The sequence below is a fragment of the Nakamurella lactea DSM 19367 genome (genome assembly GCF_000426645.1).
Taxonomy (GTDB): Bacteria; Actinomycetota; Actinomycetes; order Mycobacteriales; family Nakamurellaceae; genus Nakamurella; species Nakamurella lactea.
Genome location: NZ_AUFT01000007.1, coordinates 111,584 through 135,369 on the forward strand (window position 1 = coordinate 111,584; position 23,786 = coordinate 135,369).

Annotated in this window: 21 protein-coding genes and 1 pseudogene; 15 read left to right on the forward strand and 7 right to left on the reverse strand. The window is 68.4% G+C overall.

Going from position 1 to position 23,786, the window contains the following annotated elements; all coding sequences use genetic code 11:
* Positions 1 to 151: 151 nt before the first annotated feature.
* Positions 152 to 1,609: a stealth family protein gene (locus tag K340_RS0108410; RefSeq protein ID WP_051265690.1), complete on the forward strand. Its 1,458-nt coding sequence runs from the start codon at positions 152 to 154 to the stop codon at positions 1,607 to 1,609.
* Here K340_RS0108410 and K340_RS0108415 read toward each other — a convergent pair.
* Positions 1,595 to 2,530: a phosphodiesterase gene (locus K340_RS0108415; protein WP_029136393.1), complete on the reverse strand. Its 936-nt coding sequence runs from the start codon at positions 2,528 to 2,530 to the stop codon at positions 1,595 to 1,597. The two genes, K340_RS0108410 and K340_RS0108415, sit on opposite strands and share 15 nt — an antisense overlap.
* A gap of 212 nt (positions 2,531 to 2,742) precedes the next feature.
* On the opposite strand from K340_RS0108415, the gene K340_RS0108420 reads away from it, so the two are divergent.
* From K340_RS0108420 to K340_RS0108435, 4 genes are read left to right on the forward strand one after another with little or no spacing between them, the layout of a single operon-like run.
* Positions 2,743 to 3,357, forward strand: coding sequence for a nuclear transport factor 2 family protein (locus tag K340_RS0108420; protein ID WP_029136394.1), 615 nt, complete (start codon positions 2,743 to 2,745; stop codon positions 3,355 to 3,357).
* The gene (locus K340_RS0108425) at positions 3,354 to 4,250 is read left to right on the forward strand and encodes an LLM class F420-dependent oxidoreductase (protein ID WP_029136395.1); all 897 of its coding nucleotides are present in this window, start codon (positions 3,354 to 3,356) and stop codon (positions 4,248 to 4,250) included. The genes K340_RS0108420 and K340_RS0108425 overlap by 4 nt, the downstream gene beginning before the upstream one ends.
* Positions 4,250 to 4,723: a nuclear transport factor 2 family protein gene (locus K340_RS0108430; RefSeq protein WP_051265492.1), complete on the forward strand. Its 474-nt coding sequence runs from the start codon at positions 4,250 to 4,252 to the stop codon at positions 4,721 to 4,723. Before K340_RS0108425 ends, K340_RS0108430 begins: the two co-directional genes overlap by 1 nt.
* On the forward strand, positions 4,720 to 5,547 hold the full coding sequence (locus K340_RS0108435) for an SDR family NAD(P)-dependent oxidoreductase (protein WP_029136397.1): 828 nt from the start codon (positions 4,720 to 4,722) through the stop codon (positions 5,545 to 5,547). The genes K340_RS0108430 and K340_RS0108435 overlap by 4 nt, the downstream gene beginning before the upstream one ends.
* Before the next feature lie 15 nt (positions 5,548 to 5,562).
* On the opposite strand, the gene K340_RS0108440 is transcribed toward K340_RS0108435, so the two are convergent.
* Genes K340_RS0108440 through K340_RS0108465 form a run of 6 tightly spaced genes read right to left on the reverse strand, consistent with a single transcriptional unit; the run spans position 5,563 to position 10,457 of the window.
* Entirely contained in the window at positions 5,563 to 6,429 is an 867-nt protein-coding gene (locus K340_RS0108440) for a TIGR03619 family F420-dependent LLM class oxidoreductase (RefSeq protein WP_029136398.1), read from the reverse strand.
* Between the two features lie 2 nt (positions 6,430 to 6,431).
* Positions 6,432 to 6,935: a nuclear transport factor 2 family protein gene (locus tag K340_RS0108445; protein WP_029136399.1), complete on the reverse strand. Its 504-nt coding sequence runs from the start codon at positions 6,933 to 6,935 to the stop codon at positions 6,432 to 6,434.
* Complete coding sequence (locus K340_RS28440) at positions 6,928 to 7,851, reverse strand: TIGR03619 family F420-dependent LLM class oxidoreductase (RefSeq protein ID WP_051265496.1); 924 nt, start codon at positions 7,849 to 7,851, stop codon at positions 6,928 to 6,930. The genes K340_RS0108445 and K340_RS28440 overlap by 8 nt, the downstream gene beginning before the upstream one ends.
* On the reverse strand, positions 7,848 to 8,915 hold the full coding sequence (locus tag K340_RS0108455) for a TIGR03617 family F420-dependent LLM class oxidoreductase (RefSeq protein ID WP_029136400.1): 1,068 nt from the start codon (positions 8,913 to 8,915) through the stop codon (positions 7,848 to 7,850). The genes K340_RS28440 and K340_RS0108455 overlap by 4 nt, the downstream gene beginning before the upstream one ends.
* A 4-nt stretch (positions 8,916 to 8,919) precedes the next feature.
* On the reverse strand, positions 8,920 to 9,819 hold the full coding sequence (locus K340_RS0108460; RefSeq protein WP_037363540.1) for an SDR family NAD(P)-dependent oxidoreductase: 900 nt from the start codon (positions 9,817 to 9,819) through the stop codon (positions 8,920 to 8,922).
* Entirely contained in the window at positions 9,819 to 10,457 is a 639-nt protein-coding gene (locus tag K340_RS0108465) for a PaaI family thioesterase (protein WP_037363543.1), read from the reverse strand. Before K340_RS0108465 ends, K340_RS0108460 begins: the two co-directional genes overlap by 1 nt.
* A gap of 490 nt (positions 10,458 to 10,947) precedes the next feature.
* On the opposite strand from K340_RS0108465, the gene K340_RS0108470 reads away from it, so the two are divergent.
* The 10 genes and pseudogenes from K340_RS0108470 (at position 10,948) to K340_RS0108515 (ending at position 23,777) form a co-directional block, all read left to right on the forward strand.
* The gene (locus K340_RS0108470) at positions 10,948 to 12,372 is read left to right on the forward strand and encodes an ABC transporter substrate-binding protein (protein WP_211229338.1); all 1,425 of its coding nucleotides are present in this window, start codon (positions 10,948 to 10,950) and stop codon (positions 12,370 to 12,372) included.
* Positions 12,373 to 12,417: 45 nt separating this feature from the next.
* The gene (locus K340_RS28445; protein ID WP_051265498.1) at positions 12,418 to 14,067 is read left to right on the forward strand and encodes an AMP-binding protein; all 1,650 of its coding nucleotides are present in this window, start codon (positions 12,418 to 12,420) and stop codon (positions 14,065 to 14,067) included.
* Positions 14,067 to 15,155 carry a CaiB/BaiF CoA transferase family protein gene (locus tag K340_RS28450; RefSeq protein ID WP_037363546.1) on the forward strand — a complete coding sequence of 363 codons (1,089 nt, stop codon included), beginning with the start codon at positions 14,067 to 14,069 and terminating at the stop codon, positions 15,153 to 15,155. The genes K340_RS28445 and K340_RS28450 overlap by 1 nt, the downstream gene beginning before the upstream one ends.
* 147 nt (positions 15,156 to 15,302) lie before the next feature.
* Positions 15,303 to 17,015, forward strand: coding sequence for an AMP-binding protein (locus K340_RS28455; RefSeq protein ID WP_051265500.1), 1,713 nt, complete (start codon positions 15,303 to 15,305; stop codon positions 17,013 to 17,015).
* Positions 17,005 to 18,189, forward strand: a complete 1,185-nt coding sequence (locus K340_RS0108490; protein WP_029136404.1) for an acyl-CoA dehydrogenase family protein — start codon at positions 17,005 to 17,007, stop codon at positions 18,187 to 18,189. The genes K340_RS28455 and K340_RS0108490 overlap by 11 nt, the downstream gene beginning before the upstream one ends.
* Entirely contained in the window at positions 18,186 to 19,190 is a 1,005-nt protein-coding gene (locus K340_RS0108495) for a bifunctional MaoC family dehydratase N-terminal/OB-fold nucleic acid binding domain-containing protein (protein ID WP_051265501.1), read from the forward strand. Before K340_RS0108490 ends, K340_RS0108495 begins: the two co-directional genes overlap by 4 nt.
* Positions 19,190 to 20,299: an acyl-CoA dehydrogenase family protein gene (locus K340_RS0108500; protein ID WP_029136406.1), complete on the forward strand. Its 1,110-nt coding sequence runs from the start codon at positions 19,190 to 19,192 to the stop codon at positions 20,297 to 20,299. The genes K340_RS0108495 and K340_RS0108500 overlap by 1 nt, the downstream gene beginning before the upstream one ends.
* A pseudogene (locus tag K340_RS28460) lies at positions 20,296 to 20,706 on the forward strand (MaoC family dehydratase); the annotation flags it as partial. The gene K340_RS0108500 and the pseudogene K340_RS28460, both read left to right, overlap by 4 nt.
* Positions 20,707 to 20,789: 83 nt before the next feature.
* Complete coding sequence (locus K340_RS0108510; RefSeq protein ID WP_029136407.1) at positions 20,790 to 21,971, forward strand: lipid-transfer protein; 1,182 nt, start codon at positions 20,790 to 20,792, stop codon at positions 21,969 to 21,971.
* 150 nt (positions 21,972 to 22,121) lie between these two features.
* Complete coding sequence (locus tag K340_RS0108515; protein ID WP_029136408.1) at positions 22,122 to 23,777, forward strand: ABC transporter substrate-binding protein; 1,656 nt, start codon at positions 22,122 to 22,124, stop codon at positions 23,775 to 23,777.
* Positions 23,778 to 23,786 lie beyond the last annotated feature (9 nt).

A 23,786-nucleotide genomic window follows, 5' to 3' on the forward strand; every position in this document is an offset into this window, starting at 1 on the left:
CGAGGTGTACCTGGTTCCGCCGGAGCCGGACGACGACACCTTCGTCACCCCGTCGGCGCGGGTGCGTTCCCGCCTGCAGGACCGGCCGGGGATCGTTCGTCACAAGGGCCGCCACGCGCTGGCGATCACCACCACCACGCCGCACGAAGCGATGGTCGCCGACCTGATCTTCATCGGCGCCGCGCTGGATGCCGCCGGGATCGACTACCTGCTGGTGCGGGGCAACGACGAGCGCCCGGTGATCGCCGTCGGTTGGGCCGATCGTCGGCGGCTGCGGGACAGTCTGGTCGCCGCCTGTGCCGACCAGCCGTTCTACGCCAAGACCGTCGACATCAAGGGCGGGCCGGCCATCCTGGTGGCCGATGGCCGGCTGTCCAACGCGTCACAGGCGAGGATCTTCCGGCTGTTCCGGCCGCGGATCGAGCTGACCAGCGGTCTCGCCTACGGGGCGTCGACCGCGGTGCAGATCGAGTTGTGGGAGTTCGATGCCGACCGGATCACCCTGCCGATGGAGAATTCGCTCACCCGGCGGGTGCTCTCGACGAACGAGGCCGTCCGCGGCAGCGTCGAACGATTCGGCCGGACCTGGCCGACCATCGAGAACATGTTCGCCGAACACTCCGCCGACATCCCGTTCGAGATCGATCTGATCTTCTCCTGGGTGGACGGCTCGTCGATCGAATGGCAGGCGCAACGGGCCAAACGTATGCAGGCATACGTGGTCGGCGACGGCGACGACTCCGAAGCACGCTTCCGACAGATCGACGAGTTGAAGTACGCGCTGCGCTCGGTGCACCTGTACGCGCCGTGGGTCCGCCGGATCTTTGTGGCCACCGATTCCGACCGGCCGGCCTGGCTGGCCGACGACCCCAGGGTCACCTTCGTCCGTAGCGTCGAGTTCTTCGAGGATTCGTCCGTTCTGCCGACCCACAACTCCCAGGCGGTGGAGTCCCAGCTGCACCACATTCCCGGCCTGGCCGAACACTTTCTGTACTCGAACGACGACATGTTCTTCGGCCGTTCGGTCGGCCCGCAGATGTTCTTCTCGCCGGGTGGCATCAGCAAGTTCATCGAGTCCGACGTCCGGATCGGCATGGGGCGCAGCAACGAGGAGCGCAGCGGCTACGAGAATGCCGCCAGGGTGAACCGTCGGTTGCTGCATGAGAAGTTCGGTGTGGTGACGACCCGGCACCTCGCGCATGCGCCGACACCGTTGCGGCGCAGCGTGATGCAGCAACTGCAGCAGGAGTTCCCGGACGAGTTCGCGGCGACCGCGGCCAGCGCCTTCCGCGCCAGTGGGAACATCTCGGTGACGAATTCGCTCTACCACTACTACGCGCTGATCACTGGCCGCGCGGTGGTTCAGCAATCGGCCAGGGTGGATTACCTCGACACGACTGTCGCCGCCGGGCTCAACCGGATGGACGCGTTGCTGGCCAAGCGATCGATGGACTTCTTCTGTTTGAACGATGGCAGCAGGCCGGAGGTCGATCCGGTCGTCAGGGCGCAACGCGTCACCGAATTCCTGCAGACCTACTTCCCGATCCCGGCTCCCTGGGAGATCGACTACCCGGGATCCGAGCCGCCGGCCGGCCTACCTGGCAGCTGAGGCAGCCGGGCTCAGCTGCCGATACGGCGTCCGATCGGGGTCGTCGATCCGGACGCCGGCGGCGGCCAGTCGCCGGGTGGTCTGCTCCCGGTCGACGGGCTCCCCGACGGTGTCTCCACTGCCGATCGGCACCACCGAGAAGGTCACCGTGTCCGGGAAGACATGCACCAGGCCGAAGCTCTGCGCGCCGTCCTGCCCGCGCATCTCTCCGGCCGGCAGCTGCAGGTCCTGGGTGTAGCAGGTGGCTGCCGCCACCGATACCGGAATACCGGCGAACAGTGCGGTGGTCGAGTAGTGCAGGTGACCGGCCAGGACCCCGCGGACGTCACTGCCGCTGAGTACCGCCGCCAACCGCTGTTGGTCCCGCAACTCCACCAGCACCGCCAGATCCAGCACGCACGGCACCGGCGGGTGGTGCAGGGCCAGCAGGGTTCCGAAGGGCGCCGGGGTGGCCAGCTCGTGCTCCAGCCAATCGAGTTGCCGCACCGTCAGCTCGCCGTGATGGTGGCCGGGAACGGTGGTGTCCATGGTGATGACGCGCAGCCCATCGATCTGGTAGCTGATGTCGACCGGTGCGGCAGAAGGCTCGCGGTCGAGCAGTCCGGTCCGGAACGCGGCCCGATCGTCGTGATTTCCGATCGCCCAGATCACCCTCGCGCCGGTCCGCTCGGCGATCGGGTCCACCATGCTGCGCAGTCGCCGATAGGCGGCCGGGTCGCCGGTGTCGGCGAGATCTCCGGTGAAGATCAGCGCGTCCGGTCGGTTGCCGGACTGCTCGACCCGATCGAGGACCTGTCGGAGCCGCTGCGCGCTGTCCACCGCTCCGTAGAGCAACTCGGAGCCGCCCAGCAGGTGGGTATCGGACAGGTGCAGCAGCACGTGCGATGGTCGGGGGTACTCGGCCGTTCGGACGTTCGTCATCGCTGTTCGCTCCGCTCGGCCCGCCTGCCGGTGGTGGTGCGGTCTGGGGCAACGGCCAACGGTAACCAGACCAGGGAGTGCACGGAGATGGGAAACGCCGGGGATGACGTGATGAACTTCGCCGGCGACCAGCGCGCGCGGACCGGAACCGCCCGGGTAAGCTCAAACAACCAAGCGCTTGCTCGTTCGCATTCGACAGACGGCGGAGGCCCATGACGGACCTGGTGGAACGGATCGACCGACTCGAGTCGGCGGAGCAGATCCGGCAGTTGGCCGCTCGCTACCCGGTTGCCCTCGACAGCCGCAACGTCGCCGACCTGGCGGCCTTGTTCGTCAGCGACGTGAAGGTCGGTGACGGTCGGGTCGGACGGTCGGCCCTGGCCCAGTGGTACGACCCGATCCTGCGTCCGTACGGCATCACCATTCACTTCGTCGGCAACCACGTCATCGACTTCACCGGACCGGACACCGCTACCGGGTTGGTGTACTGCCGGCCCGAGCACCAGGTCGGCGATCAATGGATCGTGATGCCCGTGGTGTACCACGACCGCTACCAGCGTGAGGCGGACGGAAACTGGTACTTCCGCAGCCGCAAGCCGAAACCGTTCTACGCGGCGGACGTCCAGCAGAATCCGTTGCAGGTGCCGGGGCGGTTCAACTTCCCGGACAACCCGTACATCACCGCGGCCAGCCTGCCGGAGAGCTGGCCGAGCTGGCAGGAGTTCTGGTCAAGGGAAGCGGTGGGCGAGCAGCCCGGGCAGGTCGAGCAGAGCGCGCAGCCAGGGCAGATCGACAACGACAACAGCAGCGACGAGGAGACATCGTGAAGTACGCCGTACTCGCACCGGCCGTGGCGAACACCACCGCCGACCCGCAATGGATGCTGGCCTTCGCCCGGCACGCAGAGGCCTGCGGCTTCGAATCGATCACCGTGATCGAACATGCCGTGGTGATGAGCAGTTACGCCAGCGTGTATCCGTATGCGGCCGACGGGAAGATGGAGCTGGACGACAGTTGCCCGATCCCGGACCCGTTGGAGCTGTTGAGCTTCCTGGCCGGTGGAACAACCACGATCGGACTGGCTACCGGCGTGCTGGTGCTGCCGAACCACCATCCGGTGGTGCTGGCCAAGCGGGTGGCAAGCCTCGATGCGTTGTCCGGTGGTCGGTTGCGACTGGCGATCGGCGTCGGCTGGATGGCCGAGGAGATCGAGGCATGCGGCGCGGAATTCCGCACCCGGGGTCTGCGGACCGACGAATCGATCGACGTGCTGCGCGCCTTGTGGGCGGAGACCGGGCCGACCGGCGCCTCGCACCACGGCCGGTTCTTCGACTTCGACAACGCCATGAGCTACCCGAAACCCGTTTCTCCGCAAGGCGTTCCGATTCACATCGGCGGTCACAGCGAGGCGGCGGCCAGGCGTGCCGGGCGTCGGGGTGACGGTCTGCAGCCACTCGGCGTGGTCGGCGACCAGTTGGCCGGGCTGCTCGCTCTGATGCGGCAGGAGGCGGTGAGCGCCGACCGCGATCCGGATGCCCTTGAGGTCACGCTCGGCCATTCGGTGGCCAAGGTGACGCCGGAGAAGGCGGCCAAGCTGGCAGCCATGGGCGCCGACCGGCTGTTGTTGGCGCTCACCCCGACCGCGGACCTGGAGGCGGTCAAGGACGAGCTGTCCGCCTGCGCGGAGCGACTCGAGCTCTCCGCTGCGGTGAGCGCCTGATGCTGACCGTCGCCGACCGCCTTGACCTTGCGGAACTGTCGGCGCGGTATGCGATGCTGGTCGACCGCCGGGACTTCGGGACGCTGGTCGAACTGTTCACGCCGGACGCCGAACTGGTGCTTCCGGACCCACCGGCGTCTCTGGCGCCGATCCGGCCGGTCACCGGTCGAGCCGCGATCGGCGACAGCATGGTCCACCTGTCCGACATCCCGGTCACCTTGCATGCCGTGCTGGGTACGGTGATCGACCAGGCGGACGATCCGACACGAGCTGTCGGACGGGTCACCGCCGAGGCTCACCACCTCACCACCCGCGACGATCAGCACCGGAATCTGGTCTGGTACCTGCACTACGACGACGAATACCGCCGGATCGGCGGCGCCTGGCAGATCTCGCGCCGGTCGGTGCAGATCGACTGGATCGAGACCCGGCCGGTGCGCAGTCGCCGGACCGGTGATCTGGAGGATCAATGACCACCGGACGACTCGCCGGCCAGGTGGCAGTGGTCACCGGCGGTGCCCTCGGTATCGGCGGCGGGATCTCCCGCCGGCTGGCCCACGCCGGCGCCCGAGTGGTGCTGGTCGACCTCGACGCCGCCGCAGCGGACGCCACCGCCGCCGAGATCGCCGCGGCCGGCGGTGACGTCACGGTGCTGGTCGGCGACATCCGGCAGCCGGCGACGGTGGCCGCGCTCGCGGATGCCGCGTCGGCGGTGGCTGACGGCCGGATCGACGTGCTGGTCAACAACGTCGGCGACTTCCGGCCGGCGTCCCGGGACTTCCTGCACAGCACGGAGGACCAGTGGCAGGCGCTGTACGAGGTCAACCTGCTGCACGTGTTCCGGGTGACCCATGCGCTGCTGCCGGCCATGGTGCGGCAGGGCTCGGGGGCGATCATCAACAACTCGACGGTCGAGGCGTTTCGCGGCATCCCGGCCAGCGCACCGTATTCGGCGTTCAACGCCGGGGTGTCCGCCTTCACCAAGAGCCTGGCGGTGGAGGTCGGCCAGCACGGCGTCCGGGTCAACGCAATCGCCCCGGATCTCGCCGACACGCCGCAGACGCCGGCCGAACTGATGTTGCGTGGCCGTGACCCCGAGCTGCTCCGCACCTGGCTGCCGCTCGGCCGGTTCGGCCGGCCGGACGACTATGCGGCGGTGGTGGAGTTCCTCGCCTCCGACGACGCGCGGTTCGTCACCGGGCACACCATCCCGGTGGACGGTGGCACCCTGGCCGCCTCCGGCTGGTACGCCCGCGCCGACCGTAAGGGCTGGAGCAACATGCCGAACGAGGCCTGACGCCGGATCGAACCGTTACGCCACCGGCAGTTCGGCGATCCGGGCGTAGGCGTCCAGCTGCTCGAGATAGTGGGCGAGTGACGAGTGCCGGACCGCCAGGTTGATCACCGTGGCGCCGGCCCACCCGGCCCGTTCGAGCATCTGCCGCACTTCGGCCGGATCACCCACCGGATCGAGTGCGCGCTCCGGTGCCATCACCACGTCGAAGCCGTCCGGCCGCTCGACCCTTGTCAGCATGTCCTTCATCGTCGCCGCATCCGGTCCCCGGAACCGCGGCGGTGCCGGTGTCCAGCCGTCGGCCAGCTCCACCGCGCGCCGCAGCGCGCGCATCGAGTGGCCGCCGATCCACATCGGCAGCCGTTGCTGCGCGGCATGCGGTGACACCACGAGATTCTCGTAGCCGTAGTACGGACCGCGATAAGAGACCAGTCGCCTGCCCAGGCTCGCCCGCAGGGCCCGCAACGCGTCGTCCGCCCTTGCCCCGCGGTCGTCGAAGGGTGCGCCCAGCAGGTCGAACTCCTCCTGCAGGTTGCCGACCCCCAGGCCGAGGTTGAGCCGGCCGCCGCTGAGGTGATCCAACGTCCCGTACCTCTTGGCCAGCTCAAGTGGGTGGTAGAACGGAAGCACCAGAACGTAAGGCAGGAAACGGATCCGCTCGGTCAGCGCGGCGAGATAGGAGAAGGTGGCCAGCGGGTCGTAGAACCGCTCGCCACGTGGCAGGTCCGGCGGCACCGCGACGTGGTCCGGGCAGGTCAGGAACTCGTAGCCGAGCCGGTCGGCCGCCTGGGCGAACGCCTTGATCTCCTCGACCCCGGCGGCTGCCTCCCAGTCCGGACGCGGTCCGGAGTCGGCCAGGACGGGCGAGCTGATTCCGGTGCGCACGCTCAGTCCTCCCGCAGCGCCGGGTCGATGGTCGAGGCGAGCAGCTCACGGCCGGGGTCGGTGCCGTCCAGCTGTCGGTTGACCCGGTGGGTCGCCTTCCAGCCTTCCGGCGTGCGGACGAACTTCCATTGGTTGACGCCGGTGCGCCAGATCCGGAAGCTGTCGGTGCCGGCGTCGCGCTGGACGAGCTGGGAATAGTGGGTCACCGTCGCCGTGTCCCCGTCGAGATCGATGTGCGGGATGCCCTGCAGATGTGCTGCCCCGCCCCGGATCAGGCCCTGGTGACGCTCGCCCAACACCATGGCCCGTAGCTCGTCCCGCCCGCGCATCTCGATGATCGAGGTGTCGTAGCTGCCGTCTTCGGTCCACAGCTGGGCGGTGGCCTCCGGAGTGCCGCTGTCGACCGCGGGCCCGTACGCGGCAATGATCTGCAGCAGGGCCAGCCGGTCCTCGGCGTCCTGAAGCCGGCGTTCCAGCGCATCGATTCTCGCGTTCACATCAGTCATGTCGTCTCCTGGTGGGTGCTGCTGGCATGGTGGATGGCTCGGTAGGGTCATCGGCAGTGGTGAAGGCCTGCGGGAACAGCTCGGCCAGCGCGTGCATCTGATCGAGAAGATGTGCGAGATCGCGGTGGACGAATCGGGCATTGACGATCGTCGCGCCGGCGGCGCCCGCGTTGTCGACGGCCGACCTGGTGCGGTCCGGATCTCCGAGTGGGTCAAGGGCCCCGGGTTGCAGCACCACCTCGAGCGGATCCTGCCGGGCCGGGAGCGCGCCGACCATCGCGGAGATCTGCTCGAGGGTGAGACCGAAGGGCATCCAGCCGTCGGCCAGGGTCGCGGCCCGGCGCAACGAACGCCCGGTCCGTCCGCCGATCCAGATCGGCACCCGTGGCTGCACAGCCACTGGATCGACCGCGAAATCATCGAAGTCGTAGTGCGTTCCGTGGTAGCTGGGCACTCCGGTTGCCCAGCCGGCCCGGATCGCCCTGATGGCGTCGTCGGCGCGTGGCCCGCGGTCGTCGAAGGGTGCGCTGAGCAGGTCGAACTCCTGCTGCAGGGTGCCGACGCCGACGCCGAGGACCACCCGGCCACCGCTGAGTCGATCGAGGGTGCCGTAGGACTTCACGATGCTCAACGGATGGTGATAGGCCAACACCAGCACGTTGGTCGCCAGGGCGATCCGCTCGGTCTGGCCGGCCAGGAAACTCAAGGTGGCCAAAGGATCCCAGTAGGTCCCGCCGCGCACGGCGGCGACCTCACGTGGCACACCGGTGTGTTCACTGCAGGTCAGATGGTGGTAGCCGAGCCGGTCGGCGGCGCGAGCGACCTGCGTCAGTTCGGTGACGCCGGCGGCGCTCTCCCACTGGGCGTGAGCGCCGGGAAGCCGGATGACGATCGGGCTGAGCAGGCCGAACTTCATGCTGCCTGCTGCCTGTCCGGAATTTCCCGGATCTGCTCGAGCGTCCGGCGGAACGCTGCGTCGGTGTCGGGGCCGGCACCGACGTCGGCCGGATCGATGGTCGGAACGGCAACGTTCAGGCCGTCGCAGAGCCCGCCGTACCACTGCGCGAGGACTGCGGGCAGCTCCGCGTACTCGCCCTGGGGCAGCAGTTCCGCGAGCAGCTCGTCGGGCAGCACACCGGGCAGTTCCGCCCACCGGCCGTCCCGGACCAGGGTGGTCAGCCGCTCGCCGATCTCCTGGTGACCGAGCAATGTCAGCGTCGGGCGATAGGCGGGGGTGGAGTACAGGAATGCCAACTCACGCCGGATCGCGTCCCTGGCGGACACCATGCTGTCGGCATCCGGTGCGGTGACGCACCGGGGCACCACCACCACCCGGGGACCACCGTCGCGGCGGCCGGCCGCCGCTGCGCCCTCGGTCAGCGCCGGTAGTAGTCGTTCGCGCAGGTACCTGGGATGCGAGTTGGTGGCATGGGTGACGAAACCGTCTGCCAGTCGGCCGGCGACCAGGCACACCTGCCGGTTCACCCCGCCGGTCCACAGCTGCGGCGCCGGGCTGTCGATCGGACCCGGATTGAAGTACGGCTGCAGGCGATCGAAGCGATAGTGCTTGCCATCGTGGTGCAGTGGCGAGCCGTCGGCGAAGGCGGCGAAGATCGCCCGCAACGACCGCAGATAGTCGGCCAGCCGGCCGGCCGGATCTGTCCACGGCACCGAGAACCGCCCGACGATGTTGCCGCGTACCTGGGTGGCGATGCCGAGCTGGAACCGGCCGCCGGAGAATCGGGCCAGATCCCATGCGGCGTAGGCGATCACCATCGGGCTGCGCGGAAACGCCAATGTCATGCTGGTGCGCACGGCCAGCCGCGAGGTGTGTTCCAGCGCGAGCAGCGCGACCGCCAGCGAGTCGTGCACCGTCTCGGGGACGTGAACGGTGTCGAATCCGAGCCGCTCGATCCGCCGTACCCGATCGGCGACGTCGCGCAGCGAGGTGTCCGCAGGAAGGGTCGTCACCAACTCCATTCGACTACCGGTCCGCGTCCGGCAGTCGACCGGCCAGCGCAGCGTCGATCACGTCGTCGCCGCACAGCGTCCTGGCCAGCTTCTCCAGGTACGGCGCCCGGCGTAGATGACTGCCACCCTCGACCGGTAGCGCCACACCGGTGGTCCAGGCCGACCCGGGCCCGGCCAGGAAGCGGACCGCCTCGGCGACATCGGCGGCAGTGCCGGTGTGCGCCAATGGTTTCTCCGCCAACACCGTCGCGTGCTGCTCCGGATCGGTGACCAGCATTCCCGGCTTCTCGGCATCGGTGGCGACCAGGCCGGGCCGGACGGCGTTGACCCGGATGCCGAGATGACCGAGCTCGTCCGCCGCCCCCCGGACCAGGGCCTCCAACGCCGCCTTGCTGATCGCATAGGCCGGCATGAAGGGAAATGAGGAGCCGCCGGCGCTGGAGGAGATGCAGACGATGGAGCCGCCGCCATGGACGGCCATCGCCGAAGCGCTGTGTCGGATGGCCAGTAACGCGGTGGTGACGTTGCGGCGGAAGTCGGCCTCCAGGGTCTGCTGGCCGAGAGCCAGCAGCGGCGCGACGGTGCTGCCGCCGACCACCGCGACGGTGACCCCGAGCGGCGCCACCTGCTCGCAGGCCGCGACCGCGGTTGCCACGTCGTGGCTGCTCGCGGCGTCACCGACGGACCAACCGATGGTGCCGGCGGTCGGGTCGCCGGCGAGTTCGGCCGCGATCTGCTCGGCGGCCGCCTGCAGGGTGCTCGCGGTACGTCCCATCAGGGTGACGGCGGCGCCGTCGGCGGCCAGCCGGGAGGCGATCGCCCGCCCGAAACCGCCTGCGCCACCGGTGATCAGCGCGCTGCGCCCGGACAGCGCACCGGATCCGACCGGCCCAGCCGAACCGGCGACGGTCATCACGTCACCTCGTCATGGGCGCGGCCGTAGTCGACCGACGGCGTGGTGATCCACAGTCCGGAGGCAGCCACGCAGGGCTCCCCGCCGACACTCACCGCGCCCTCGGCGCGGATCTTCCGGCCGTCCACCGACGTCCGGCGCGCGGTGACGGTGACCTCGGTGTACAGCGGCACCGGCCGCAGATAGCGCATGGTCAGCTCGGCCGTCACCGCGGGCGTGCCGGCCCTGGCGTTGGCCAGCCCGAGCGCATGGTCGAGCAGCAGCGCAGAGATGCCGCCGTGGACCAGTCCCGGGGGTCCTTGGTACGGCAGCCCGAGAGTCAGGGTGCCGCGCAGCGAGCCGTCCGGTTCCCGGTGCAGTGTCAGCGGTGGTGCGATCGGGTTCTCCGTGCCCGAGCAAGGATCGTGGCGTCGATACCCGTTGCTGGTCCAGATGTCGTCCATTCGCTGCTGCGGGGTTGGCGCGCTCGCCTCGATCGCGGCGGTGACGGCGTTCAACTGATCGGTCAGCACCCCGACTCCCTCGTCCATCCGGGACCCGGTGCGGACAACGGCGTCGATCAACCGGCGGGTGGCGGCCGCGACGAGATCGGCTCCGCCGTCCCGGATCGGGGCGGTTACCGCGGTGGAGGAGGTCATGCACAGCCCTTCAATCGGTCAAGCGCTTGGTCGACAGATACCAGGAAAGGCCCGATGTGGCAAGGGGAGGTCGCTGCCTGCCGCCGTGATCTGCGACCCGACGCCGGCGGCTCGGCAGCAGCCGGGAGTGGAACCGAATGGTTGACCACCGACCGCTGCCCGCCTATCCTGACCCTGAGCAAGCGCTTGCTTGTTTGTTCTGCCGCGCCGCAGTGAGCGGATCCCGACGCCATGAGCGACGGATCTCGGCGCGCAACCCCCAGTAGTTGACCTTGAGTCTTGTCGGTGTTGTCGTCAGAGAGGACGATCGATGCGCGAGTTGGCCCGTACCCTCCATCGCCGGGTAGCCATGATTGCCGTAGCCGCAGTAATTCTCGCCGGATGCGGAGCGGCCGACAGTGGGAGCGAGCCCTCCGCCGGCGGGGCACAGCCGTCCGCAACCGGCGCGCCCGTCGGCGACGGCGATCTGGATACCACCAGCGTTCTGCACATGACGTCGTCGGCGCCGGTGCTCAATCTCGATCCGGCAGTGCAGGCACCGGGTGGATATCCGTATCCCGCACTGATCTTCGATCGTTTGATGTTCCTGGATGTCAACGATGCGGTGATCCCTGGGCTGGCCACGAAGTGGAACTTCGCGGCCGACGGCTCGTATCTCGAGCTCACTCTCAGGGACGACGTCACCTTTCACGACGGCACCCCGTTCGACGCCGACGCGGTCAAGGTGAACATCGAGCGCGGTCAGACGATCGAGGGCAGCACGGTCAAGGTGGATCTGGCGCCCATTCAGTCGGTCAAGGTGGTCGACAAGACCACCGTCCGCCTGATGCTCAAGAAGGGCGAGGGAGTCGCCCTGCCGTCGTCGCTGGCGACCGCCGCGGGAATGATGGTCTCCCCCACGGCGATTGCCGACGGTGTCGACCTGAAGAACAACCCTGGCACTGCGGGATCCGGGCCGTACGTCGCCACCGAGTTCGTGCCGAACGAGAAGCTGGTGGTCAAGCGGGCGGACAGCTACTGGGATCCGGCCGTCGGCCGTGTTGCCGGCATCGAGCTGCTGCGGGTGCCCGACGCGGCCACCAGGTTGAAGGGCGTGCAGACCGGCGATACCGACCTGACGTTCGTCAGCTCCGCGAACGAGCTGACCCAGGCCAAGCAGTTGGCCGACAGCGGCGCGCTGCAGGTCCAGGGCTATCAGTTCCGCAATGTGCTCGGCGTGATGCTCCGCGGTGATCAGGGCGATCTGGCCAAACCCGAAGTGCGACAAGCCATCGCGCACTCCATCGATCCACAGGCCATCAGCGCGCTGTTCTCCGGGATGTGTACGCCGACCCGATCGCCGTACCCGACGGACAGCCCGTGGGCGGCCAGTGGGGCGTATCCGTACGAATACGATCTAGAGAAGGCCAAGCAGCTCATCCAGAGTGTCGGTGGAGCCACCGTGCCGATCGCGTTCGGCTCGGGAACCAACACCGAGCAACCCGCCAACGTGATCCAGTCGGCGCTGTCCGGAGCCGGCATCAAGGCCAACCTCACGCCGCTGCCCAATTCGGAGGTCGAACCGCGGTTCATCGCCGGCGACTTCCCGCTCGAGGTCACCAACACCTTCAATCCGCGGATCGACCCGGCGAGCACGGTGGACAACTACCTGCTCGGTACCTACCGGCTCGCCGTCGATCCGTCGTTGGTCGACAAGGCCGCCGCGGCTGCCGCCGACCCGACCAGGACGACGGACCAGCGGGCCGCGGACTACCAGGGCATCTGGACGACCATGCTCGAGCAGGCCTGGTTCATCCCGCTGTGCAATCTCTCGGTGGATGCGGTGGCCGGAAAGAACGTGGTCGGCATCGACAACGTGCCCTGGGCGAACGTGGGCCTGTGGGATCTGCGGAACGTCGCCCTGAAGAAGAACTGACTCCGCACGCGGCGGAACCGTGCCTCACCGACGGAAGGATCCAGCATGACACCCGAGCAACCCCGACCCGCCTCCGCACCGCTGATCGTCGCTATTGCCGAGCAGCTCGAGCGTGACCCGGCGCTGTCGGTGACCGTGGACGGACGCCGCTGGCGGCTCGACGAGCTCGACAGCCAAGCGCGGGCGTTGGCCGGGTCGTTCGCCCAGCGGGTCGTCCCCGGCGAGCGGATCGCGGTCATGGCCCGCAACGGACGGCTCGCCCTGCTCACCTGGTGGGCCGCGACCTACTGCGGGGCATATCTGGTGCCGCTCAACGTGAACAACCGTGGTGCCATCGTCACTCACCAGCTCACGGACAGCGAGCCCGTCCTGCTGGTTGCGGAGTCCGAGTTCACCGAGGTGCTCGTCGAAGCGGTCGCCGACCTGCAGCCGGTACTGCCGTTCGTGATCGGTGGCTCCGACAGCGTCGACGCGGTCCCGGGATACGCCGGCGAGGTTCTCGACTTCGACGCCCTTGTCGAGGCGGGGGATCCGGTGGTCCCGGACCTCGAGCTGGATCTCAGCGGCACCAGTCACCTGGTGTACACGGCGGGCACCACCGGCCCCTCGAAGGCGTGCCAGGTCAGTCACGGCTACGTCGCCAACATGGCTCGGCAGATGCGGGAGAACCTGGAACGTACTGCGGCGGACCGGCTCTGGACAGCCATGCCGCTGTTCCACCTGTCGGCGATCGGCCATGTCGTCGGTTCGCTCCAGTTGGGTTCCGAGATCACCATCGCCCGGCGGTTCTCGGTCTCCCGCTTCTGGGATGACGTATTGGCCGCAGACGCCACGATGGTCGCGCTGATGGGCTCGATGTTGCCGATGATCGCCAGGGCGCCGGAGACGGAAAGCTCCCGGGCTGCGTACGGAAAGCTGCGGGCCGCGTCAGGCTCGCCGGTCACCGAGGACCTCGCCCGGCAGTGGCAGGAGCGGTTCGGGGTGCAGCGCGTCGGGTCCGGTGCCTACGGGATGACCGAGGCGTGCCTGCTCACGATGACCCCGGCAGGTGAATACCGGGCGGGTTCGGCCGGCATGCTCAACGACTCGTTCGAGGTCCAGATCGTCGACGAGCGGGACAATCCGCTCCCGGTCGGGCAGATCGGCGAGATCGTCTGCCGGCCCAAGCTCCCGAACATCATGTTCACCGGATACTGGCGGCAGCCGGAGAAGTCACTGGAAGTGTTCCGCGGCCTGTGGTTCCACTGCGGCGATTTCGGGCGGATGGATGCGGACGGCTACCTGTACTTCGTCGATCGGGGCAAGGACTACCTGCGGCGCGGCGGCGAGAACATCTCCAGCTACGAGATCGAGAGCATCGTCGCCCAGCACCCACAGGTGCGTGAGGCCGCAGTGCATGCAGTCTTCTCGCCACTGAACGAGGACGAGGTGAAGGTCACCGTGGTGGCAAACGACGACTCGACCCTCGACCCGGCTGAGCTGTTCGAGTGGATTCGTCCCCGGGTCCCGCGCTACGCGGTGCCGTCCCACATCGAGATCCGCGGCGAGCTGCCGAAGAACGCGGTCGGCCGGGTCCTCAAGCGCGAGCTGCGTGAACAGGGCGTCACCGCTGCCACCTGGTCAACGGATCCGCGGGCGCAGGAAGACCGTGGCGCGGCGGTGCACAACGCGGTGGCGACGTCGGCGGGCGGGTGATGTCCGTCGGCGCGCTGGCCGGGGTGAACGTCGTCGAGCTGGCCGGGCAGGGGCCGGGATCCTTCGCCGCGATGATGCTGGCCGATCACGGCGCCGAGGTGATCAGGGTCGACCCACCGCCGGGCCGGCAGCCCCCGGGCGCGGCCAATCCGATCAATCGCGGGCGCCAGTCGGTCCAGCTGGATCTGAAGTCAGACCAGGGTCGCCGGGAGTTGCTGTCGCTGCTGGACACCGCCGATGTGCTGATCGACCCGTTCCGACCGGGGGTCCTTGAGCGGCTCGGCCTGGTCCCCGACGAGTTGCAGGCGAGGTGCCCGCGGCTGGTGATCGGCCGGATGAGCGGCTGGGGCCAGACCGGTCCGGACAGCGGAGCGGCGGGCCATGACATCAACTTCATCAGTGTGTCGGGGGTATTGGGCACCATCGGCACCGTTGACAGCGGTCCGGTGATCCCACTGATGTATCTGGGCGATTTCGGCGGCGGCGGCATGGTGCTGGCCTTCGGGGTGCTCGCCGCACTGATCGAACGGAGTACCTCCGGCCGCGGTCAGCTGATCGACGCATCGATGATGGACGGCAGCAATCTGCTCACGGTCGCCCTCCGCGGGTTGGCCGCCCGCGGCGCCTGGGCGGAGCAGCGCGGCGTCAACTTCCTGGACTCGGGCTCCCATTACTACCAGACCTACCGGACCGCTGACGGTGGCTACATGGCGGTCGGCGCGATCGAGCCGCAGTTCTACCAGCGCTTTCTGGCCTGCCTGGGGATCGCTGACGGGGAGCTCGGTGAACAGAACGACCCGGCCGGCTGGCCGGCCGCCAAGCAGCGCATCGCCGACATCTTCGCCGGCCGGACCAGGCTGGAGTGGGAGAGGATCTTCGAAGGTCAGGATGCGTGCGTCACACCGGTTCTCGGCCTTGACGAGTCGAGCGACCATCGGCAGATGCGGGCACGCAACGCCATCGTGGACGTCGCCGGGGTGGCCCAGCCGGCACCGGCGCCGCGGTTCTCCAGGACTCCGGCACCGGCGTTGAGCGCCCCGCCCGTCCCCGGACAGCACAACGACCGGATCCGGTCCGACCCGTCATAGGACGATGCCGGCCGGTCCTGCCCAACAAGTTCGCCCGGCACCCTTGACCGTTCGACAGCGCCTGGCTAGCCTCAACCAAGCGCTTGCTTGATAGCATGTCCGTGAGATAGCTCGCACCGCAGCGACGAGATTTCTGGAGGTCCAGCGTTGGCCACATTCGCCGAGATCGTGCGGTCACGCGCGGCCGACGACCAGACCGGTCTGAAGTTCGAGGACCAGTCGTGGACGTGGTCCGAATTGGTGGCCGAGAGCGCCGTCAGAGCTGCGGCGGTGCAGCAGTTCGTCCCGACGGATCGGCAACTGCATGTCGGGGTGCTGCTGGAGAACACGCCGGACTTCGTCTTCTGGATCGCCGCCGCTGCCCTGTCCGGAGCCGTCGTCGTCGGCATCAACCCGACCCGCCGCGGTGACGAACTTGCTCGCGACATCCGGCACACCGACTGCGATCTGATCATCACCGAGGACCGGCTGGCACACCTGCTCGACGGCATCGACCACGGAGTACCGGCCGACAAGGTGCTGAACGTCGACTCCGCCGGCTACCTGGCACTGCTCGAGCCGCACCGCGGCGCAGCGCTGCCGACGACCAGCCCCGACCCTGATGCCATCCTGTTGCTGCTGTTCAGCTCCGGGTCCACCGGTGCACCGAAGGCGGTGATCTGCTCGCAGGGCCGGCTCGGCATGCTGGCCGAAACGCTCACCGTGCGCACCGAGCTGAGCCGGGAATCGGTGTCGTACATGAGCATGCCGCTGTTCCACGGGAACTCGGCGATGATGAACCTGGCTCCCGCGACCTTCGTCGGTGCGACCGTCTGCCTCGCCCGCAAGTTCTCCGCCTCCGGATTCGTCCGGGACGTTCACCGCTTCCGGGCCACCTACGCCAACTACGTGGGCCGGGCACTGTCCTACGTGCTCGCCCAACCACTCGACGAACGGGACGCCGCGAGTTCGCTGTCGCTGGTCGTCGGCACCGAAGCCTCCGCCGCGGATGCCGAGCGATTTGCCGCGCGGTTCGGCTGCCGGGTCTCCGAGGGATACGGGCTGAGCGAGGGGGTGCTGCGGATCAACCGCACCGCCGAGTCGCCCTCCGACGCGCTCGGGCTACCGGTCGGCGGTGCGGACGCACGGGTGCTGAACGAGACCACCGGCCATGAGTGCCCGCCGGCCGAGTGCGATGAGCAGGGCCGGCTACTCAATGCCCCGGAAGCCATCGGGCAGATCGTCGCGATGGGTATGGCGCATCTGTTCGAGGGCTACTACAACAATCCAGGGGCGATGGCGGATCGGATCCGGGGCACCGACTTCTGGACCGGCGACCTGGCCTATCGGGACGCGGCCGGGCAATTCTTCTTCGCCGGCAGGTCGAACGACTGGCTGCGGGTGGACAGCGAGAACTTCGCCGCCGCCCCGGTGGAACGCATCCTCGAGCGTTGGGACGCGGTCGCGGTGGCCCTGGTCTACGCCGTCCCCGACCCGCGGACCGGCGACCAGGTGATGTGCACCCTGCAGATGCAACCGGGGCAGCAGTTCGAGCCCGACGCCTTCGTCGAGTTCCTCGACCAGCAGGCGGATATGGGCACCAAATGGCGGCCCCGCTTCGTCCGGGTCGTTGAGCAGGTGCCGACCACCGGCAACAGTAAGGTCGCCAAGACCGTACTGCGGCAGACCGCTTGGGCCACCGGCGATCCGCTCTACTGGCGTGCCTCAACTGAACGCGATCTTCGCCGGCTGACGCGCGCCGATCTCGACGCTCTCGAGCAGGAGTTCGCCGACCACGGCCGCACCGCTTTGCTCCCGACACCGCGCGGTTCAGAAGACGACGGCGCGGCCATTCACCGAGAGGACTCGAATGTTTCTTGAGTACACCCCGCAGCAGCAGGAGCTGAGCCGGGAGTTGCGCGCGTACTTCGCCGCCCTGCTCACGCCTGACGTCCGCGAGGCACTCGGCGGTACGAACGAGGATCGGCCCGCCTTCCGGGAGGTGATCCGGCAGATCGGCAAGGATGGCTGGCTCGGCCTCGGCTGGCCCACCGAATACGGTGGGCAGGGCCGGCCGGCGATCGACCAGTACATCCTGTTCGACGAGATCAACCGGGCCCAGGCACCGTTCCCGTTCGTCACCATCAACAACATCGGTCCGATGCTGCAGCGATTCGGCACGCCGGAGCAGAAGAAGAAGTACCTGCCGGGCATGCTGACCGGCGACGTCATCTTCGCCATCGGCTACAGCGAGCCGGAGGCCGGCACGGACCTGGCGTCGTTGCGGACCCCAGCGGTGCTGGTGGACGACGAATGGGTCATCAACGGCAACAAGGTGTTCACCAGCGCCGCCGCACTGGCGGACTACGTGTGGGTGGCAGCCAGGACGGATCCCGAGGCGCCGAAGCACAAGGGCATCACCATCCTGATCGTGCCGACCTCGGACCCCGGGTTCAGCTCGACTCCGATCGCCACCTCCGGAATCACCCACACCAACGCGTCGTACTACAACGACGTCCGCGTCCCGGCCGCCAGCGTGGTCGGCGAGGTGAACGGTGGCTGGAAGATGATCACCTCCCAGCTCGGCCACGAACGCGTCGGCCTGGCCGCGATGGGCGGCCGTACCGAACAGCTGTGGAGCGATGTCGCCGACTGGGCCCGCAGCACCGAGGTGGGCGGCCGTCGGGTGATCGACCAGCCGTGGACCCGCACCGACCTGGCCCGCAGCTACGCCCAGCTGGAGGCGATGCGGCTGCTGAACTGGAAGCTCGCGGTGGTCGGCGAGAACGAGAACCCTTCGCCGGCAGCGGCTTCGGTCTCCAAGGTCTACGGCACCGAGACGCACGACCGGGTCTGTCGGGCGCTGGTGACCGTCGGTGGGGCACTGGCGACGCGCCGCCCCGGGGCGCCCGATGCGGTGTTGGGCGGACAGCTCGAGTCCTACACCCGTGGCTCATACATCAATACCTTCGGCGGTGGCACCAACGAGGTGCTGCGCGACATGATCGCGGTGTCCGGTCTCGGCATGCCGCGGGCGAAACGGGCGACGAAATGAGCGCCACCACGCAGCAGCGGCCGGCGGCCGGCCCGGACGCCGAGGAGTTCCTGACCCAACTGCGCACCTTCGTCGGCCAGCAGGCCACCCCGGTGCGGTACGCCCAGGATGCGGTGAACCCGGCGATGATCCGGCACTTCGTGGAGGCGATGGGTGACGAGAACCCCGTCTACACCGACGAAACCGCCGCCAGGTCGACCGGTCGGTCCGGCATCGTCGCGCCGCCGCCGATGCTGTCCAGCTGGCTGATGGTGGGTTACAAGGCGCACACGGCCGCGGCCGAGCACGGGGCCCCGGATTCCCCGATGACCCGGTTGCTGAACCTGCTCGGCGACGCCGGATACGTCGGCGTGGTCGCCACGAATGACGAGCAGGAGTACGTCCGCGAGCTGCGGATCGGAGACCGGCTCAAGATGACAGCGGTGATCGAGGACGTCTCACCGAGGAAGGTGACCGGCCTGGGTGCCGGACACTTCATCACCACGTTGCGCACGTACACCGACGCGGACGATCAGGTGGTGGCGCGGCAGCGATTCCGGATCTTGCGTTTCGACCCGACCGTCACCAAGAGCTCGGGGCAGCCGGCGGCCGCCGACCCGGGGCTGCGGCACCGGCCGTTCGTGATGCGGGACAACCAGTTCTGGTTCGATGCTGCGCGGGAGCGGCGACTGGTGATCCAGACCTGCAGTGACTGCGGCCAACTGCGTCACCCGCCAGGGCCGAGCTGCCCACAGTGCGGATCCTTCGCCTGGCACGAGACCGCTGCGGCCGGTAGGGGAACCGTGCACAGCTACGTGACCAGCCACCATCCGAAGGCACCGGGCTACGACTACCCGCTGACCGTGCTGCTGGTCGACCTCGAGGAAGGCACCAGGCTGGTCGCCGACTACTCGGGCGACCCGGAGACGGTCCGTGTCGGGCTGCCGGTTGAGGTCGACTGGCTGGACTACGGCGGCGACGTGACCCTTCCCCGATTCCGCAACCGCGAGGAGCAGAGCTGATGGATTTCCACCTGTCGGAGGATCAGAAGGCGGTCCGCGACCTCGCTGCCGGCGTGTTCGCCCGGCACGCAGACCCGTTGCGGCTGCCCGACATCGAGTCCACCGAGGATCGGTTCGACCGGGTGCTGTGGCAGCAGCTGGCCGAGGCCGGTGTTTTGGGCCTGGCCATCGACGAGCAGCACGGCGGCGCCGGACTCGGGCTGCAGGAGCTCGCCATGGTGTTGCCCGAGCAGGGCCGCACCCTCGGGACCGTTCCGTTGTGGGAGACGGTGATCGGCGGCGCGCTGCCGCTGATCCGCTACGGAACCCAGGAGCAGCAGGCACAATGGCTGCCGAGGATCGCCGACGGGTCGGCGGTGCTGACCGTTGCCCTGGAACCGATCGGAGCCGCCCGCCCGTGGCGGACGTCCGTCAGCGCCTCCGGAGATGACGGCGGTTGGGCACTGACCGGTACCGCCGTCGGCGTCCCGGCCGGGCACCTGGCCGAGGCCATCGTGGTGCCGGCGACCACCGATGCGGGCATCGAGCTCTTCCTGGTGCGCACCGACCAGTCGCCGGTCGGTCGGCAGCGCTACGAGCGCACCGACCGAGGCATCGCGGTGGATCTGGAACTGGCCGGAGCGGCTGCCGAGCGACTCGCCGGTGGCCCGCAGGACGACCGGCTCGACTGGCTGCTGCGGCAGTGCTGGATCGCGTTGGCCGGCCTGCAGGTCGGCATCAGCCAGTCGGCGGTCCGGCAGGCGGCCGAGTACACCTCGATGCGTCACCAGTTCGGAGTTCCGCTGGCCACCTTCCAGGCGGTGGCGCACCAGGCGGCCGATTGCCACATCGACACCGAGGCAATGGAAGTAACGTTCCTGAACGCGGTGTGGCGTGAGGCCACCGGTCGGGACGCCGGAGCAGCGGCACACGTCGCGCAGTGGTGGGCGTCCGAGGCAGGCGACCGGGTGGCCAGGACCGTGCAGCACCTGCACGGTGGGCTGGGGGCGGACGTCACCTACCCGATCCACCGGTACATGCTCTGGACCACGCAGCTGGCGAACACCCTCGGGTCGGCGTCCTGGCACCTTCAGCAGCTGTCCGATCAGATCGCGGAGTCGGCCGCATGACCGGCACCACCGGACGTACCGCAGCGGCCGTATCGGTCGGGGACGCGTTGCCGGAGCTGGCGATCCCGTTGACCCGATCGCTGATCGTCGCCGGCGCGCTGGCCACCAGGGACTACGAGAACGTGCACCACGATCCGCAGGGCGCGATCGACCGCGGGACTCCGGATGTGTACATGAGCATCAACAACACCAACGGTCTGGTCGGCCGCTTCGTCACCGATTGGACGGGCCCTGGTGCCTTCATCACCAAACTGTCCACCCGCCTCGGGGTACCGAACTTTCCTGGCGACACCATGACGCTGGCCGGTGAGGTGGTCGGCAAGCAGGACAACCTGATCGAGATCTCCGTCCGCGGCACGAACGGTGCCGGCTCTCACGTGGTGTCGCAGGTCAGCGTCCGGCTGCCCGACACCGCAGCGCCCGACACCGCAGCGCCCGACACCACAGCGCCCGATAGTGCAGCGCCCGATAATGCAGCGGAGGCGACCCGATGACCTCCGACTTCCTGTCCGGCAAGGCGGCGATCGCCGGTATCGGTGCCACCGAGTTCTCCAAGGATTCCGGACGCAGCGAACTGCAACTGGCGATCGAGGCGGTCGGCGCCGCGCTGACCGACGCCGGTCTGACGCCGGCGGACGTGGACGGCTTGACCACGTTCACCATGGAAACCAATCCGGAGAACATGGTCGCCCGCAGCATGGGCATTCCGGAGCTGAAGTTCTTCTCCCGGATTCCGTATGGCGGTGGCGGTGCCTGCGCGCCGATCCAGCAGGCAGCGATGGCCGTCGCCACCGGCGTCGCGGATGTGGTGGTCGCCTATCGCGCCTTCAACGAACGATCCGGGGTGCGATTCGGGCAGGGGCCGCCGCCGGCCAAGACGCAGGCGACCAGCGACAACGAATACCGGTCATGGGTCAACCCGTACGGGCTGCTGACCCCAGCCCAGCAGACCGCGATGTTCGCCCGCAGATACATGCACGCCTATGGCGCGACCAGCGAGGACTACGGCCGGGTCGCCGTGCTGGCGCGCAAGCACGCTGCCAAGAATCCGCACGCCTGGTTCTACGGCAAACCGCTCACCCTGGCCGAACACCAGGCGTCCAGGTGGATCGCCGAGCCGCTGCACCTATTCGACTGCTGTCAGGAGACCGACGGCGGTCAGGCGATGGTGATCGTCAGTGCCGAACGGGCCAGGGATCTGCCGCAGCCCGCCGCCGTGATCACCGCTGCCGCACAGGGTCTGGGCCCCGACCAGTACCAGATGGTGAGCTACTACCGCGACGACCTGACCCGGATCCCCGAGGTCGAATTGTGCGCCAGGCAGCTGTGGGCGCAGTCCGGTCTCGGCCCGGGCGAGATGGATGCCGCGGTGCTGTACGACCACTTCACCCCGTACGTCCTCAACCAGCTGGAGGAGTACGGGTTCTGCGGCCGCGGCGAAGCCAAGGACTTCATCGCGGACGGCAATCTCGAGCTCGACGGACGGCTGCCCACCAACACCCACGGTGGACAGATCGGCGAGGCCTACCTGCACGGCACCAACGGTGTCGCCGAAGGCGTCCGGTTGATCCGGGGCACCTCAACCAACCAGCCGAAGGGGGTGTCGAACGTCCTGGTGACCGCAGGCGTCGGGGTACCGACCAGCGCCCTGATCCTTTCCACCGCACGCTGACGAATACCGCAACTGCTGCACCACCACCGCGCTGCCTCCCGTGATCGGGGATCGGGCGACAGTGCATCCCTCACCCGGCCGACGCCCGTCGGCCGAGTCGGCACTCACGGTCGGCAACACCGACCGCCTCCTCGAAGGATCGACATGACGATGAGTAGAAGAAGGGCCGGGCGCTACTGGCTGGCGTTCGTCGCGGCCGGCGCGCTGGCGCTCACCGCCTGCAGCGGCGGATCCAGCAACGACCCGACCAGCGACCAGGCCGCGACCAGTTCGGCGGCCGCCGGGGCCGGCAGCCAGTCGTCAGCCGCGACCGGCAGCGCGAGCGGCTCGGCCGCCGCACCGGCTGCCGACGTCGACACCTCGGCGGTGCTGAAGTTCACCTCGGCCGGGCCGACCAGAAATCTCGATCCGGCCAAGCAGACCAGTTACGGCGGCTGGGGATACCTTGTCCTGGTCTACGACCGGCTGACCATGCTGGACGACAAGGACCAGGTGGTCCCGGGCCTGGCCACCGAATGGGCATTCGCCAAGGACGGCTCCTCGCTCGAGCTCACCCTCCGCAAGGACGTGAAGTTCCACGACGGCACCCCCTTCAACGCGGCCGCGGTCAAGGCGAACATCGAGCGGGGCCAGACCCTCGAGGACTCATCGCTGAAGGCGTCGTTGCAGAGCATCGCCAAGGTAGAGGTGGTCGACGACTACACGGTGAAGCTGGATCTGGCGAAGGGCAGCGGTGTATCGCTGCCGTCGGTGTTCGCCACCGACGCCGGAATGATGGTCAGCCCCAAGGCCATCGAGTCCGGCGCGAAGTTGGAGGACGGCAAGGTCGATGCCGGCTCCGGGCCGTACGTGGTGAGCGAGTACGTGGCGAACGAGAAGGTGACGCTCAAGCGCGCCGACTCGTACTGGGATCCGAATGTCGGCACCCTCGCCGGGATGGAACTGACCCGCGTCCCCGATGCCAGCACCCGGCTCAAGGGTGTGCAGACCGGGGAAACCGATCTGTCGTTGGTCAGCTCCGCGAACGAAGTGGCGCAGGCCAAGCAGCTCGCCGACGCCGGCCAGATCAAGCAGAACCTGGTCACCTTCCGCAATGTGCTCGGCATCTACCTGCGTACCAACCAGGGTGACCTGGCCAAGCCGGAGATCCGGCAGGCCATCGCCTATGCAGTCGACCCGAAAGCGGTCAATGCGCTGTTCTCCGGTACCTGCGCGCCGACCCGGCAGTTGGTTCCGGCGAACGACTGGTCGGCGATCCCGGACTACACCTACCCGTACGAGTTCGACGAGGCCAAGGCCAAGGAGTTGGTGCAGAAGGCAGGCGGCGGCAAGGTGACCGTGACCTTCGCGGCCGGGACGAACGCCGAGCAGCCGGCGAACGTGGTGCAGGCGGCGCTGACCAAGGTCGGCATCCAGGCCACCCTCAACCCGGTGCCGAACTCGGAGAACGAGCCGCGGTTCATCGCCGGGGACTTCGAGCTGATGGTCGCGACCTCCTGGAGCCCGAAGATCGATCCGGCACAGACGGTCGACACGTACCTGCTCGACACCTACAAGCTGGCCAGCGATCCGTCGCTGATCAAGGCGGACGCGGCCAAGGCCGCGGACCCGACGTTGTCGCAGGAGCAGCGGGCACCCCTGTACCAGAACATCTGGAAGACCGCACTGGAGCAGAACTGGTACATCCCACTCTGCAACCAGACCAGCGCCACGATCTACAACGACAAGGTGCTCAACGCCGAAGCCATTCCGTGGGCCAACATCGGCATCTGGGACCTGCGCAACATTGCGGTGAAGAAGGGCTGACCATCCGTT

Bases quoted from the DNA above. Each gene is read 5' to 3' on its own strand.
- K340_RS0108420 (WP_029136394.1), top strand. From the start codon at position 2,743: ATGACGGACCTGGTGGAACGGATCGACCGACTCGAGTCGGCGGAGCAG.
- K340_RS0108430 (WP_051265492.1), top strand. From the start codon at position 4,250: ATGCTGACCGTCGCCGACCGCCTTGACCTTGCGGAACTGTCGGCGCGG.
- K340_RS0108415 (WP_029136393.1), bottom strand. From the start codon at position 2,530: ATGACGAACGTCCGAACGGCCGAGTACCCCCGACCATCGCACGTGCTG.
- K340_RS28440 (WP_051265496.1), bottom strand. From the start codon at position 7,851: ATGAAGTTCGGCCTGCTCAGCCCGATCGTCATCCGGCTTCCCGGCGCT.
- K340_RS0108490 (WP_029136404.1), top strand. From the start codon at position 17,005: ATGTTTCTTGAGTACACCCCGCAGCAGCAGGAGCTGAGCCGGGAGTTG.
- K340_RS0108515 (WP_029136408.1), top strand. From the start codon at position 22,122: ATGAGTAGAAGAAGGGCCGGGCGCTACTGGCTGGCGTTCGTCGCGGCC.
- K340_RS0108410 (WP_051265690.1), top strand. From the start codon at position 152: ATGGTCGCCGACCTGATCTTCATCGGCGCCGCGCTGGATGCCGCCGGG.
- K340_RS0108445 (WP_029136399.1), bottom strand. From the start codon at position 6,935: ATGACTGATGTGAACGCGAGAATCGATGCGCTGGAACGCCGGCTTCAG.
- K340_RS28445 (WP_051265498.1), top strand. From the start codon at position 12,418: ATGACACCCGAGCAACCCCGACCCGCCTCCGCACCGCTGATCGTCGCT.
- K340_RS0108500 (WP_029136406.1), top strand. From the start codon at position 19,190: ATGGATTTCCACCTGTCGGAGGATCAGAAGGCGGTCCGCGACCTCGCT.
- K340_RS0108470 (WP_211229338.1), top strand. From the start codon at position 10,948: ATGACGTCGTCGGCGCCGGTGCTCAATCTCGATCCGGCAGTGCAGGCA.
- K340_RS0108465 (WP_037363543.1), bottom strand. From the start codon at position 10,457: ATGACCTCCTCCACCGCGGTAACCGCCCCGATCCGGGACGGCGGAGCC.
- K340_RS0108435 (WP_029136397.1), top strand. From the start codon at position 4,720: ATGACCACCGGACGACTCGCCGGCCAGGTGGCAGTGGTCACCGGCGGT.
- K340_RS0108510 (WP_029136407.1), top strand. From the start codon at position 20,790: ATGACCTCCGACTTCCTGTCCGGCAAGGCGGCGATCGCCGGTATCGGT.
- K340_RS0108455 (WP_029136400.1), bottom strand. From the start codon at position 8,915: ATGGAGTTGGTGACGACCCTTCCTGCGGACACCTCGCTGCGCGACGTC.
- K340_RS0108460 (WP_037363540.1), bottom strand. From the start codon at position 9,819: ATGACCGTCGCCGGTTCGGCTGGGCCGGTCGGATCCGGTGCGCTGTCC.
- K340_RS28450 (WP_037363546.1), top strand. From the start codon at position 14,067: ATGTCCGTCGGCGCGCTGGCCGGGGTGAACGTCGTCGAGCTGGCCGGG.
- K340_RS0108495 (WP_051265501.1), top strand. From the start codon at position 18,186: ATGAGCGCCACCACGCAGCAGCGGCCGGCGGCCGGCCCGGACGCCGAG.